This is a genomic window from Bacteroidota bacterium, assembly GCA_030017895.1.
Taxonomy (GTDB): Bacteria; Bacteroidota; Ignavibacteria; order UBA10030; family BY39; genus JASEGV01.
The window spans coordinates 1-11,827 of the sequence record JASEGV010000084.1 but is presented as its reverse complement, the minus strand read 5'-3'; the positions used below and the strand labels follow the sequence as shown (position 1 = coordinate 11,827).

Below are 11,827 nucleotides of genomic sequence, written 5' to 3'. Positions count from 1 at the left end.
CTTAAATATACAAAAAAAAGTATTCAATAAGTCAATTTTTGGAACCGCCCTTAATGTCTTTTACAAATCCAAGCGAGACGATGTCTTTATGTAGGTCTGGGTCTATTACAACTTTTAAAGCATTAAGAACGTTATTTATATTTAGAATCATTGATTTTTCTATGAATATTCAAAATTTTGATAAAAAGATAAGAGATTTCTATCGGATTAGCAAATGGTAATAATATTATTTGATGCTCAGGTGCAGGTGGGGACGATGTAGGAATAAGGAGATTAATTTAATATTTTTCAGATTATAATTTGTTTGATACAGTGACCCAAGGAGTAACATCATGCTCATTGGCATATTCCAAAAATTTATTAGCTTCAGAAACATCAACATATTGTTTCTTACCACGTTATTTGAGAATTTTGGCTTTTTGATTTCCCCTTTCCAATTCAATTTAGATACCTCTGTTCACGATATTTGAGAATATGACATTTTTGACGCCCATTTTTGGACTGCCGACACTCACCAAATGGCTTTTCTGCAACGCATTCAAAGCTTTTTTTCTGCGTTGTAACAGTTGTAACACACTGGCTGTAACACTGTAACATCTTAAATACTCTTTATTCGCTATGTAATTATTACCGAATGTCAAATTGTAAGTGCCGTTTTTTGCCTTTTTTTATGTCTATTATTTTTTCGAGATTGCAGATAGCTTGAGCATGGAGTAATACTTGGCTAAGTTCGTCGCGTAGGCATCTATTCTCCTCCTCAAGCTGCTTTACTTTATCTTCTCTTTCCGCTTCACGCGGCGGCGGCTTGCCATCACACTCATCCAATAACCAATTGATGTCGCAACCTAATTGCTTCAATTTTAGCAGTACAGGGGTCCCTGGTTGCCTTCTGTCTGCTAAATACTGTTGAAGGTTTGAAGCCGTCACACCCATAGCTTCAGAAAAAGCATTAATGCTACCATATTTTTTTAACCCAAATTGCCTTATTCTATCACCTATAGAGGACATCATAAAATATTTTCAATTGGTTACATTACACCTGTTCACATTGCAACCTAAATATAGAAAGATATGAAGAATAAAACAATTGACCTATATCAACGCATCCCGAACCGGGCACAGATTGCCCACAAGCTTGGCGTTACACGCAACTACATCTCTATGCTCATCCTCGGCAAACGCAAGAACCCAGAGATGCTCGAAAAGATTAAAAAAATTATACACAAAAGCTTGAAGGTGGATTAATTTAAAACCAAAAAACAAAACTATGACTCCTATACAAGACTATATTAAAAATTCAAAGTTCGGTCGTGCTTGGATTTACGAAAAGATCAACCGCGGTGAGCTGTACTCTCTAAACATAAACAACCGCACGTACATTATAGAGCCGGACGAAGCTAAAACCATAACACTCAACGCCGATCAGCGCGCCGTACTTGTAGAAAGTATCAAATCGGAATTGGATGATTTGATATTAGCCGTTGCAAGAACGCTTGAGGGCAAAGCCGCCACAATTAAATTCATACAGCACAAAGCCGAACGCTGGCAGCTGCTCGGTGTGGAGCTGCGCGGCTACGACCATAAATCGGTTTACCGTAAACTCAAAAAAATATCGCTGCATGGGCATACTGCATTAGCTCGCAAAACCCGCAGCGATAAGTTCGCCGTTAAAAATGCTCTGCTCTCCAAAATGTTCGATAAAGCACGCGCGCTGGCGTCATACATCTACTTTAAAAACGCCAATATAAATCTTTCGCTCGTCGTTGACCTTGTCCAGCACTTCGCCCGCAATAACGAAGAGTACTACGAGCTTGCCGCAGTCCCGCGCTCAACCCTTTACCGTCAGCTTGGTTTAGATTTTAAACAATCGGGCTACCCAACACTGCACCAGTATTTCAACCACTATAACTTGTTTATGAAACAACTGCCTACAGTTATCGGCGCGTTTACGGACGATGTCGGTTTTATGGATTATATAGTCGGTGACGACCACAAAGCCGATGTTGCCTCAGTGTTTGTCTGGGACGATACAAAGCGCGATTACGTTCAGAAGAAAGTTCAGATATGGTTTTGGGCTGAGGCGCGCACTATGAATCCTCTCGGATGGATCGTTAAGGTTGGCGATTTCACGGCACAGGATATTATAAACTCTCTCGTGCCGGTAGTTGCTCAATTCGGGTTACCGCGCAAAAAGTTTTTAGTGGATAACGGTATTTGCCGCGGCGATGATTTCAAGGAATTTGTTAAAAAACTTTATCTCAACACCAACGATCACGCGCTTAAATTTTCCAAGCCCTACACCCCGACAGATAAAGCTACTATCGAAAGGTGTTTCGGCTTTTTCAAATCCGAACTTGACGGGTTCTTCACCAACTTTGTAGGTCCCGATAAGGAAAAAGAGAGCCGCCACACAACTCAAAAACTTTCGCCCGAAGAGTGCAACATATTTTTACAGGATTATCAAAAATCATTCGAAAATTATATTCAGGGATTTTATCTTACACGCCCTCGCACACGCGTCGTAAAGGGCAAAAAGGAAAAGGTGAATATTCTTGATTATTTCAACCGCAACTGGACCGGCTATATCAAGCATGATATATCTATGCAAACAATCCGTTATGCCATGAGCTGCGAGGATATAAAAGTGTACAACCACCGGCTCATATTCCGCGGCGAACAATACCTGCCCGCATTATCTCTGCCTGTGTCTTTTAACGGACACAAGTTTCGTGTTGTTTACAACCCATCAGAGCCATCCGAGGTTGACCTCTACGCGTTCGAGCAAATGTTCGACCGGGCAACCGGAGAAATCTACGAGAGCGGCAGTTACATTGCAACTCTCTGTAACACCAGGATGCAAGCCGATAAGCACCATCAGGTGAACAATAACCGTAAAGAAATAAACAAGCACGTAAAAGTTATTGCCGAGGCAAAGCTCGCAGAGATGGAAATGAACTCCGAAGAATTCTCAAAAGCCCTGGTCCCGAACATTGCGCCCGACGGAGAAATTATTAGAAAACGTGAACTAATAAAGAAGCAGCTTGAGGCAGATATAAAAGAAAAATTAACGCAGTTGCCGGTATTGGTAGAACAAATACAGCCCGCCCTGTCGTCCGGAGAAACTGATACAGTCAAACTAACATTCGAAGTATAACGTCTGGTTAAAAAACGAAATGAAAGGAAAGATGTGTCCACGCTTGGAGGTGTAGCAAACGATGGATATTCCAAAGATGGCGGTGGTACATATACTATAAAGGATAATAAACAATGATAGAATCAACGGGGTGCCCGGAAAAAATAAACAGGTATTCTTGTCAAAAAGAGAAAGAACTGCACGAGAGGCAGATTAAAAACCTTTTAATAGTACAGATACCAAAGAACGAAATAATTAACGGCGTAATAATTAGCAAAAATTAAGAAGGAGATCTAACTATGTCAAACATTACACAAGTACAAACTATGGTCGGTAGCGACGGCGCTCTTATAGAGCTGCCGAAAAATTTCGAGCGCCTGCCAGAACGCAAACAGAAGCAGCTCATTCTCTCAGTAATCCAGGAGAACATAATCCAGATGAACGATTTCTATACAAACGAGAAACGAGTTAAAGAGGTTGCACGCGTTAACTACCAGAGGATTCGTTCGAGTAAAGAATATCGCCAAGCTGCAGAGGCAAAAAAAGAAGCAAAGAACTGTCACCAAATGTGCGACCTGCTCTCTACAGAAATAAACGGTATGCTTAAAATTGCAAATAAACTTGGATTCGACATCCGCGAAGAGCTTAAAAAAATTAAACAAATCGGAGAATAATTGGTTAAACTATGTACCGAGGTTTCCAAACATACCGCCACTTTTTAAACTCTAAACTGCACGCACTCAGCGCTCTTATCTGCGGAGACGATACGGTGCTGGATGCCGAGCTGAAGGTATTCGGCGTCGTATCAACAAAAGACCTTTCCGACGCCGACGCACTCGCCGTATATATCAACTTTAAAAATATTGCAAGTAATATTTTAAAGAACAAAAATCAGATTGACCAACTCATCGGCGAAGCGCGCATGACGGCAAACCAGCGCGCTTGCATCATCAAAATTACCAAGTACAAATTTAACTGGGGGTTAGAAGCAACCTTCAGCTATATACTAGAAACATTACCGAATTACCGCAAGCGTCTTTCTCCCTGGGAAATTCAAAACAACAAACTTCGCAAGCTATACTCGTTTTTATCGGCTAAGGAAGCTGATAAAATAATTAAACGTTTAGATAAGATTCAAAAACGCAACCAAAATAAAATGGGAGAAGTATCCTGATGGATATTCGATTAAACGTGTTGGGCATCAACGGACAGACATGCGTGGAGCTTCGATATAACGGACGCTATGCGGTTTGCGCCGGCAAGTGTAACTGAGGTTCGCCCGTGAAGACAAAAAAAAATAATCATAAACCATATATCTGTGTCCACTGTTCCTGTAAGAAAAGCAGGACAAGCGAGTGGATTTTTAAAAACAATAAAACGAAATTAGGTGTTTGCAGTATTTGTATAAACGTTCCAGGCATAGCAGAAATATACATGAAAAAAACAGGGGCACTGTCATGATGATCATAAAATTAGAAATCAAATCACCAATAAAAGACAAATGGGCGGTACAAGAAAAATTTTATCAATTGGGCAAGCGGCTTACGGATGCCGCAATAGTTGAAGGACTTTGCCTGTCCACATCATTCACTGATGATAACGTATTCGAGTATGAAAAACAGAGATCAGAAAATAATCTGGCAAAGTAGCATATTCCCAAAAATGGTTTTAACGGATAAAATGCTTGAAGTGTACTGGTGGGCTTATCCTAGAATAAAATCGTTCCGCGATCAGTTATTGTTAGCCGAAGCTTGGCTTGTATCGAACCCGGATAGAGTCCCAATACGACTTTTTGGAAGGTTTATAAATAACTGGATGCGCACGGCAAACAAAATTATAACACGCAAAGAACATAATATATGAGTAATCGGAGAATTCCTGCTATAAATTTTTCGCACCGTTACAAAAAGATGCCGCCAGGCGTTGCAACTTTTTGTGAGTCGTTCATCTGCGGCATCGAGGTCAAACACTACAACGACCTCACCCCGGACTTCATCAAACATGATACAGAACACGAAGGAGGATTCTATCCGCTTCCAAAAGGTAAACTACTCGTCATAACGATATTCACCGAGGGAGTAAAGTGGACTACCGTCCGCCGCTGGACGGAAGAAAAGGAAAAGTATTACAATGGTCTTTTAGGTAGAGAAATACAAATACGTTTTATAAAGGAGAAGTAACATGCCAGCAAAAAAATACGATGCGACTTACAGAACTGTTCACGAAGATGAGGAAGCTTTATACCTGCTACGCAATCGAATTAACAAAACTTAACTTAAAGGAAAACAATGCCTAAAACAAAAACTATCCAAAAAACAACGTTGACATCGTTTCAAGATGTTGACCAAAACCTAAGATTTATCGGGCTCGAAAAATCATTCGTCTCGAAGCGCGAAGCCCAAATGAATAAATTGATTCTCGACATCCAAGGCAAATACGAAGAAGAAACACGCGAAGCACGCGAAAGCATTATGGCGCTCGAAAAAGACATCGAGCTCTATTGCAGCGAACATCGTGACGAGTTCGTAGAATCGAAAACCATCGCCTTAAATTATGGGCTCGTAAGCTTCCGATTAAGCACACCGAAACTGCAACCGCTGCGTGGCAACACTTGGGAGGTTGTTCTCACCATTATAAAGAAACTAAAATTAACACGCTTCATCCGCGTTAAAGAAGAACTTGATAAAGACGCAATCAAATCGCAGTATCCCGACTCCAGAGATCTGGCAAAATTCGGACTACAGCTCACCCAGTCTGAGCAGTTTTATTATGAAGTAAACGAGACTCCGATTATCTAATGGCTCGTTACCGAAAAGGCAGGCTCGTAGGGGAAATTATCAAGCAGCTTCCAACTGCCGGTCTGCCGCTGTTCGCAACATCAAAGGAAGACCTCCGCGATTATAAAATTTTAATCGCACCCAAATATATTGAAACCGGAACTATACAGCGGGACGAAAGCTACAAAGCTGTATGCAACGACTTACCACGATGCCAAAAACAGGTATATAACGCATTTAAAGAGTTGGGCTTTGCAACCGACCGCGAAATATCGGTCTATTATAATATACCCGTAAACAGAGTAACGGCTCGCCGGAACGAGCTGTTAGAGTTAGGGCTTATAGTTAAAGCCGGCGTAATATTCGACGATGAAACTAAACGTGAAGTAAACTTATGGAAAACAAAAGAAGGAGATTAATTGTGGAACAATCGAAATTTGACAGAATTAGCGAATGGATTATCCAAATATTGGTTATTATTTGTGTCCTGTATATCGGATGTAATCCAAGTTTGCAAGAAACAATAACGATAATAGAGAAAACCGATACAATCCGTATTATATCGGAGCCAATAATAATCGACACGCAAAGCGGTCAACTTGAAATCTTACGCGATTCAATCGACCGTATACTTGATATAAAAGCATCGCTCGATACAGCTATCAGCAACGCTCACATGAAAATAAAATACCAGCTCTCACAAAATAGGTGGGATGTCCATATCCTGCGGGGCGACACTGTATTAGTTTTAAAATACCTCGACACCGTCAAGACTAAAACTATAGATAAAATTATTTACAAAACACCGCCCTGGGTATATCTCTTTATTGTTGTTGTTGTCCTTGGAATTTTTCTCATAATAATTATAAAAATCAAACCTTAAAAGGAAACCCCTATGAGTAATTATAGAAATACGATACTTCTATTAAAAAAGGATTTCTCTCTTATAGCAATCCTTTTTGCCGGAATATTATTTATTCCGGCGGCTGCATACAAAATAAATTATCTTGCTTTCACATCCTTCCTTATCGGCTTCACCGCTTTCGATTTATTGGGCTTCAAGCACACCCTCGATTTCAGAGATGGTGTTCCTCGCATTGCTTACCGGATTGTTCAAACCAGTTTCCAGATAATATTTACTGCTCTAATCTATGTATTGTTTGGCTGGCAAACCGCTGCCGCATGCCTCATAGCCTGGTGGTTTACCGCATGCGATGTTTTATACTATCTTCTGGGCAAATATCCATTCCCTCCAAAGGATTATCCTATTACCTGGTTGAACTGGTCGGTTCTCGGAGTCATCAGGTTAATCGTCCCGTCCGCTTTTGGCAGGTTTAAAATTAACACACTATCATTCATAATAGCAGCGGTAATAGGCACGCTCACAGGCATAGTAATTATTTTATATTTATAAGGGAAAGTAAATGAAACAATCAGACGCTGCAAAATTAATCGGTGTTTCAAAAAGCTATATAAGCAAAGTATATTCCGGAAAACTAAAAAGCCCGTTGGCTGATGTAATTTTTTCTACAATTAATATTGAAGACCAATTGATGAAGGTTTTTACCCACCCATTATTTTCGGAGCTTTGCGATGTCGGGGTTTCCAAAGCTAAAAATCCCGACGTGCGTAAGTTAGCATCGCTAATGCAGCACTGGTCGTTAAGCTTACGCCAAAAACAAATCGCCGATATTCCTAACGATATAGTATCAAACAATGGAGACGAATAATGCGATGTCCGTTTTGTAAAAACAGTAAGACGGGAGTAGCTAAGACCTCGTTTATTTACAACTCAAAAGTCCGCATACGCTTTTGTCCTAAGTGTAACCATACTTTCAGAACCATTGAGCAAACATACTCTAAGGAAAATAAAAATAAGCCGCTCTTTGCGCCCAGAAAAAACAAAACAAAATAGCAACTATTATCTATGTCGGTATTCCAAATAGAAGCCCGTCTCTTCCGAATCAGGCGACAGCACAATTTGATTGTTGTACAATCCATAGTCAGCCGCATCACTTAAATGGGTTAAATCTTTTTTGCTTTTATCTATAATAAACCCTTCGCCGCTCTGCTTCCACGTTACAAGCTCTCTATCCCTTATACTCTTCAAGCAGTTCTCGGAAATATAAAACAAGTTTTGCTCGAATAATTTGTTAACAAAATTAACTCTGTCACGTACCGGTGGGTTTTCGTTCGGCACGTTAAAATAAAAATTAATCCCGGCTTTTGCGAACTCGTCCCTGATTATTTCGTAATCCGAAAAGTAACTTCGCGTCCCCCTCTTTTTACCCGTGGCGTCTCCCGTTATTATAATGGTATTTTTATTTTTTAATTTTGAATTATGACTTGATTCTATCCACGCAATCACCGCCACGCACAACTCTTTTGTGTTCGATGAAGATAGAGAAAATTCTTTCAGCTGGTAGGCAACCGGCACCGATTTCGATTTATCTACGGCAATCACTACCGCCGTCATCGGGTCAACGTTAAAATCAAAAGACAAAATCAACTCACCGCTCACGCATTTGTGCTCTAAACTAAATGTATTTTTTTGTTTCTTAAAAGCATAGTAAACCCTGTTCGCCGAGAGCAGTAAGTATTTTCCCTTCAGATAAACTTCCTGAGTCCTGCTGTCGTATTTGCTCTCCAATTTCTCGATGTAGGTTTTGGTAAGATGAATATTATCGTGTGTCGGTATGGTAACCGTGAACAAAGTCTTCTCGTTATGGTCTCGCTCAAAGTAATTCAAACCCCATTCCATCTTATTCGGCTCCGGCGTTCCGCTCCAAAAAAAAGCATTACGCACAGATTTTTTTGAAATCCTGCTTAACACAACCTCGAACGTTTCTTTACTTTGCACAAACGGCTCATCCATTCCTGCCGCAGCTACGGTGTAACCTTTTAAAAACTGCGGACTCTCGCCTCCGGCAAGCCATATCCTTATCTGGTCTCCCGGCTTATGTCCGAACGATATGTTAAACTCTCCGCGCGACGTAAGAAATTCGTATTCCAAATTATTGTCTTCACAAAACTCTTTCAGCTTTTCGCCTAATATAGATATTGCTCCGTCGTAGCCGGGCGAAACAAGCAGCACTGGATGCGGTCTGTTCAGATAACCTAAATATATTGCCTCCGCACAGAACGCCGTTGTTTTACCGCTCTGAAATCCGCCCTTAATACCCTTCTCGTATGCAGAGCTGTTATGGAACAAACACTGCTTCGGCTGCGGTTTATAATTCGGAAGCAATACAGATAGTATGTCTGTCGGTTTTATTTTTCTCTTTAAGAGCTTTTGCTTCGCATCGAACGCCAACTTCTTTTCTTCAATCAGCGCCTCCTGAAGTAATGTTAATTTCTTCACATCTACCCCATCTGCTTTTTAACCAGTTCCACAACATCGCTTCGTGTAATTTCGGGCTTGAACGACTTACATATATTTTCTAACACTTCGAAATTTACGTCTATTTTTTGTTCCACTTCCAAGCGGTCTATCATACGTGTCAGCGATTCCACTAACTTGCCGTCTGCCGATTCCGCCGCTATGCGCATCTGGTCCTCAATTAAATGGTGCAACATCACCTTGCGCATCTGGTTACGGTCCAACTGAAGTTTTTTGTCATCTACCAAAACAGCTCGGTTATAAGCGTTCGTGAGTATCATTATCACATCTCTCAAGTCTTCCTTGTTCACGATAAATGAGACATCCTCGTACTTCATCTCAACGCCTCTGCCGGGGGCTATCAGCTCGTACTCGAACAGTTTCTCAAAAAACTTTCTGGCTTCATTCCCGAACAGTGAATTGCGAGACCCTTTTTGTTTCGCAGCTTCAGTTCGTATCTTCTGCATCTTTCGTGTAGATACTTTCTTATTCGTTTTAGCTTCGATTACTTTTCTAGTTTTTTTTATTGTCTTACCTGATTTCATAATTTCCTCTGCTATTGCTAATTCGTTTTTTGTTATAGGGTTTTTTAAAGCGCCTCTATCGCTCCGCACTTTTCGCAGCCCCGGCACCGGCTTATTCATGTCGCGGTAAATTGTTTTAACTGAGATTCCGAAACATTTTTCTATCTCTGCCATTAATTTGTAGTACTCAGGTCTGTCAATATGCCTCAAGCTCTTCAGCTCGTTTATTCTCTTCGCGTAAGTTCTGCCTTTGAATTTCATCTATCCATTACTCCATTTTTTTTCTATCTCACTTCGCATCTTATTAATATCTTCCTCCGGTATCACCATAAAAGGTCTCGGCGGCATTTTGATTACATACGGCTTTGATGTCTTTTCCATCTTAATCCGTTTGTGTCTTTTAGATGCAAACACAGTCCGTGTTTCACCGCTCTTGTATTTTTTTTCTCTGAACCGCAGCGTCCGTGTCGGCATGTGTATCGTTCCGCCTTCTTGATGTATTCTTGCGTAAGCACGCGATCTCGGATCAACCGATAGCGTTACAGATAAATCGCTTCCATTCCGAGTTGCCGAGACATTGCTGAGTGTGCCGGTTACTACAAGAGTTTTTGTCCCTTTGTTCTTGCCTTTCTTCTGAGACGGCTTCCATGGTACCGGACGTCCGCCTTTTTCAAAATTTTTATGTATCGCTTTCGGCGCAAACGTTTCTATTACTCCCAGAGCAATATCAACTTTTCTCTTAACCTCGCCGGTCAAATATTGTTTTAATTTTTCAATATCCATTACTCCATCCATCCAATAGTAACACGCCTTTCCTGTAATAGTCTATTTTATCGTATGTATCAAAGCCGTTTTTCTTGTAGGTCGGATTGTCAATCCGACTTACTATTTCATATTCAAAACCATCTACTTTATATAGTATTGTTGTAAACTTAATCTTCCCGGGCGATTTAAACTCAGCCCACTCCTCATTGATTTTTGCCGTGTCGTTGTGTATATTATTATCGGCAAAGTTAAGGTAACCGGGGGAACTGGTGAATTCCTTACCGTTGGTGTGAGACCCGGCTCCATGCTTCCAGCGGGAATAAATAAGGAGTTTTCCTTCTTTAATTTTGCCTTTTATATTACCTACTGTCCTGTCGGCTGAACTTACAAAAACTATGTCCCCGTTTTTGTCCTTTAAGACTGAGGCAAAAATCAAATCTTCTTTACCTCTAAACGCTTTCAAAAATAATGTCCCATATTCTTTGCCTATATCTTGATGGACTATTATGTACTCAGGATCTGTTAGAGTTGATTTTATAAGTCCGAAATCCTCTGACCTTTTTCTTGATTGATCTCTTGATAGTTTTCTCCTTGCTAATTTATTGTACTGATCTTCGCCCATTTCAAACTCACCGAGAGGCGTTGTTATCTTATTCCCTGGAAATTCTTTCTCCCAGTTATCTTTTGTAAAGTCAAGCGTACGATATACGGCAGCACTATCTTCGAGCTGCTTAATTGCTTCATCCGGCGTCGGCATCTTATTCGCAACTGCTTTCATCCTCTCCGTAATTTCACCGTACTTCTTATCCGTAAGTTTGCTTTGCAGCCACTTGCCCCAGATACTCGCCGTCTCTCCCGAATTTCTGTTAAAGTCCGGATCTACACGCGCTTCTTTTAACAATGTGTCTTTAGCGGTCTGGTCAGCCACGTCCACTTTATTCTCCGGCGGCGTGTCTCTCATCTCATCTTCAGTCAACGGATTAAAGTAACACCTGCAGTTCCATCCGTTTGGCGGAAGGACTTTATTCCATATCGGATCGTTCGCATTAAAAACTTTGCCGTGCAGTGCCCGGTGCGCTTCACGCACGCGGTTATCGTCCCGCGTCATATACATGTATGCTGGGTAAACATCTTTCAATTTTTGAAGCTTCTGATAATAAGCTCCATGGTAGGCGCTCGTCGTTGCTGTCCGTAAAGGGCGGTTCCAAAAATTGACTTATTGAATACTTTTTTTTGTATATTTAAGAAA

18 protein-coding genes and 1 pseudogene are annotated in these 11,827 nt (G+C 40.8%); 13 read left to right on the top strand and 6 right to left on the bottom strand.

Annotation, left to right across the window (positions count from 1 at the left end; genetic code table 11):
• Positions 1-31: 31 nt before the first annotated feature.
• Both QME58_12515 and QME58_12510 read right to left on the bottom strand, forming a co-directional pair.
• The gene (locus tag QME58_12515) at positions 32-151 is read right to left on the bottom strand and encodes an iron-sulfur cluster assembly protein (protein ID MDI6804646.1); all 120 of its coding nucleotides are present in this window, start codon (positions 149-151) and stop codon (positions 32-34) included.
• Positions 152-627: 476 nt separating this feature from the next.
• A complete protein-coding gene (locus QME58_12510; GenBank protein ID MDI6804645.1) occupies positions 628-1,011 on the bottom strand; it encodes a helix-turn-helix transcriptional regulator in 384 nt (127 codons plus the stop codon).
• 60 nt (positions 1,012-1,071) lie between these two features.
• On the opposite strand from QME58_12510, the gene QME58_12505 reads away from it, so the two are divergent.
• The 13 genes from QME58_12505 to QME58_12445 all read left to right on the top strand — a co-directional run bounded on the left by QME58_12505 (position 1,072) and on the right by QME58_12445 (position 7,640).
• The gene (locus QME58_12505) at positions 1,072-1,245 is read left to right on the top strand and encodes a helix-turn-helix transcriptional regulator (GenBank protein MDI6804644.1); all 174 of its coding nucleotides are present in this window, start codon (positions 1,072-1,074) and stop codon (positions 1,243-1,245) included.
• A gap of 22 nt (positions 1,246-1,267) precedes the next feature.
• A complete protein-coding gene (locus tag QME58_12500; GenBank protein ID MDI6804643.1) occupies positions 1,268-3,154 on the top strand; it encodes a hypothetical protein in 1,887 nt (628 codons plus the stop codon).
• Between the two features lie 113 nt (positions 3,155-3,267).
• Entirely contained in the window at positions 3,268-3,417 is a 150-nt protein-coding gene (locus QME58_12495; protein ID MDI6804642.1) for a hypothetical protein, read from the top strand.
• 15 nt (positions 3,418-3,432) lie between these two features.
• Positions 3,433-3,807 (top strand): hypothetical protein, encoded by a 375-nt coding sequence (locus tag QME58_12490; protein MDI6804641.1) that lies wholly within the window; start codon positions 3,433-3,435, stop codon positions 3,805-3,807.
• 11 nt (positions 3,808-3,818) lie between these two features.
• Positions 3,819-4,307, top strand: coding sequence for a hypothetical protein (locus tag QME58_12485; GenBank protein ID MDI6804640.1), 489 nt, complete (start codon positions 3,819-3,821; stop codon positions 4,305-4,307).
• Between the two features lie 283 nt (positions 4,308-4,590).
• Positions 4,591-4,782 carry a hypothetical protein gene (locus tag QME58_12480; GenBank protein ID MDI6804639.1) on the top strand — a complete coding sequence of 64 codons (192 nt, stop codon included), beginning with the start codon at positions 4,591-4,593 and terminating at the stop codon, positions 4,780-4,782.
• Entirely contained in the window at positions 4,745-4,996 is a 252-nt protein-coding gene (locus QME58_12475; GenBank protein MDI6804638.1) for a hypothetical protein, read from the top strand. The genes QME58_12480 and QME58_12475 overlap by 38 nt, the downstream gene beginning before the upstream one ends.
• The gene (locus QME58_12470) at positions 4,993-5,313 is read left to right on the top strand and encodes a hypothetical protein (GenBank protein MDI6804637.1); all 321 of its coding nucleotides are present in this window, start codon (positions 4,993-4,995) and stop codon (positions 5,311-5,313) included. The genes QME58_12475 and QME58_12470 overlap by 4 nt, the downstream gene beginning before the upstream one ends.
• Before the next feature lie 108 nt (positions 5,314-5,421).
• Positions 5,422-5,931, top strand: coding sequence for a host-nuclease inhibitor Gam family protein (locus QME58_12465; protein ID MDI6804636.1), 510 nt, complete (start codon positions 5,422-5,424; stop codon positions 5,929-5,931).
• The gene (locus QME58_12460) at positions 5,931-6,329 is read left to right on the top strand and encodes a hypothetical protein (GenBank protein ID MDI6804635.1); all 399 of its coding nucleotides are present in this window, start codon (positions 5,931-5,933) and stop codon (positions 6,327-6,329) included. Before QME58_12465 ends, QME58_12460 begins: the two co-directional genes overlap by 1 nt.
• Before the next feature lie 2 nt (positions 6,330-6,331).
• Positions 6,332-6,793 carry a hypothetical protein gene (locus QME58_12455; protein MDI6804634.1) on the top strand — a complete coding sequence of 154 codons (462 nt, stop codon included), beginning with the start codon at positions 6,332-6,334 and terminating at the stop codon, positions 6,791-6,793.
• A gap of 12 nt (positions 6,794-6,805) precedes the next feature.
• Entirely contained in the window at positions 6,806-7,324 is a 519-nt protein-coding gene (locus QME58_12450) for a hypothetical protein (protein ID MDI6804633.1), read from the top strand.
• Between the two features lie 10 nt (positions 7,325-7,334).
• Positions 7,335-7,640, top strand: coding sequence for a helix-turn-helix transcriptional regulator (locus QME58_12445; protein MDI6804632.1), 306 nt, complete (start codon positions 7,335-7,337; stop codon positions 7,638-7,640).
• A 191-nt stretch (positions 7,641-7,831) separates the two neighbouring features.
• Here QME58_12445 and QME58_12440 read toward each other — a convergent pair whose 3' ends face one another.
• The 4 genes and pseudogenes from QME58_12440 to QME58_12425 form a co-directional block, all read right to left on the bottom strand.
• Positions 7,832-9,271 carry a terminase family protein gene (locus tag QME58_12440; GenBank protein MDI6804631.1) on the bottom strand — a complete coding sequence of 480 codons (1,440 nt, stop codon included), beginning with the start codon at positions 9,269-9,271 and terminating at the stop codon, positions 7,832-7,834.
• A 2-nt stretch (positions 9,272-9,273) separates the two neighbouring features.
• Positions 9,274-10,074: a hypothetical protein gene (locus tag QME58_12435; GenBank protein MDI6804630.1), complete on the bottom strand. Its 801-nt coding sequence runs from the start codon at positions 10,072-10,074 to the stop codon at positions 9,274-9,276.
• Positions 10,075-10,596: a phage virion morphogenesis protein gene (locus QME58_12430; protein MDI6804629.1), complete on the bottom strand. Its 522-nt coding sequence runs from the start codon at positions 10,594-10,596 to the stop codon at positions 10,075-10,077. It lies immediately after the preceding gene.
• Positions 10,586-11,761: pseudogene (locus tag QME58_12425) on the bottom strand (phage minor head protein). The gene QME58_12430 and the pseudogene QME58_12425 overlap by 11 nt, the downstream one beginning before the upstream one ends.
• Positions 11,762-11,827 lie beyond the last annotated feature (66 nt).

What these genes read in the sequence shown, in the direction of transcription:
- QME58_12490 (MDI6804641.1), top strand. Translation starts at nt 3,433, where the DNA reads ATGTCAAACATTACACAAGTACAAACTATGGTCGGTAGCGACGGCGCT.
- QME58_12515 (MDI6804646.1), bottom strand. Translation starts at nt 151, where the DNA reads ATGATTCTAAATATAAATAACGTTCTTAATGCTTTAAAAGTTGTAATA.
- QME58_12480 (MDI6804639.1), top strand. Translation starts at nt 4,591, where the DNA reads ATGATGATCATAAAATTAGAAATCAAATCACCAATAAAAGACAAATGG.
- QME58_12460 (MDI6804635.1), top strand. Translation starts at nt 5,931, where the DNA reads ATGGCTCGTTACCGAAAAGGCAGGCTCGTAGGGGAAATTATCAAGCAG.
- QME58_12510 (MDI6804645.1), bottom strand. Translation starts at nt 1,011, where the DNA reads ATGATGTCCTCTATAGGTGATAGAATAAGGCAATTTGGGTTAAAAAAA.
- QME58_12445 (MDI6804632.1), top strand. Translation starts at nt 7,335, where the DNA reads ATGAAACAATCAGACGCTGCAAAATTAATCGGTGTTTCAAAAAGCTAT.
- QME58_12505 (MDI6804644.1), top strand. Translation starts at nt 1,072, where the DNA reads ATGAAGAATAAAACAATTGACCTATATCAACGCATCCCGAACCGGGCA.
- QME58_12475 (MDI6804638.1), top strand. Translation starts at nt 4,745, where the DNA reads ATGAAAAACAGAGATCAGAAAATAATCTGGCAAAGTAGCATATTCCCA.
- QME58_12470 (MDI6804637.1), top strand. Translation starts at nt 4,993, where the DNA reads ATGAGTAATCGGAGAATTCCTGCTATAAATTTTTCGCACCGTTACAAA.
- QME58_12465 (MDI6804636.1), top strand. Translation starts at nt 5,422, where the DNA reads ATGCCTAAAACAAAAACTATCCAAAAAACAACGTTGACATCGTTTCAA.
- QME58_12450 (MDI6804633.1), top strand. Translation starts at nt 6,806, where the DNA reads ATGAGTAATTATAGAAATACGATACTTCTATTAAAAAAGGATTTCTCT.
- QME58_12485 (MDI6804640.1), top strand. Translation starts at nt 3,819, where the DNA reads ATGTACCGAGGTTTCCAAACATACCGCCACTTTTTAAACTCTAAACTG.
- QME58_12495 (MDI6804642.1), top strand. Translation starts at nt 3,268, where the DNA reads ATGATAGAATCAACGGGGTGCCCGGAAAAAATAAACAGGTATTCTTGT.
- QME58_12430 (MDI6804629.1), bottom strand. Translation starts at nt 10,596, where the DNA reads ATGGATATTGAAAAATTAAAACAATATTTGACCGGCGAGGTTAAGAGA.
- QME58_12435 (MDI6804630.1), bottom strand. Translation starts at nt 10,074, where the DNA reads ATGAAATTCAAAGGCAGAACTTACGCGAAGAGAATAAACGAGCTGAAG.
- QME58_12500 (MDI6804643.1), top strand. Translation starts at nt 1,268, where the DNA reads ATGACTCCTATACAAGACTATATTAAAAATTCAAAGTTCGGTCGTGCT.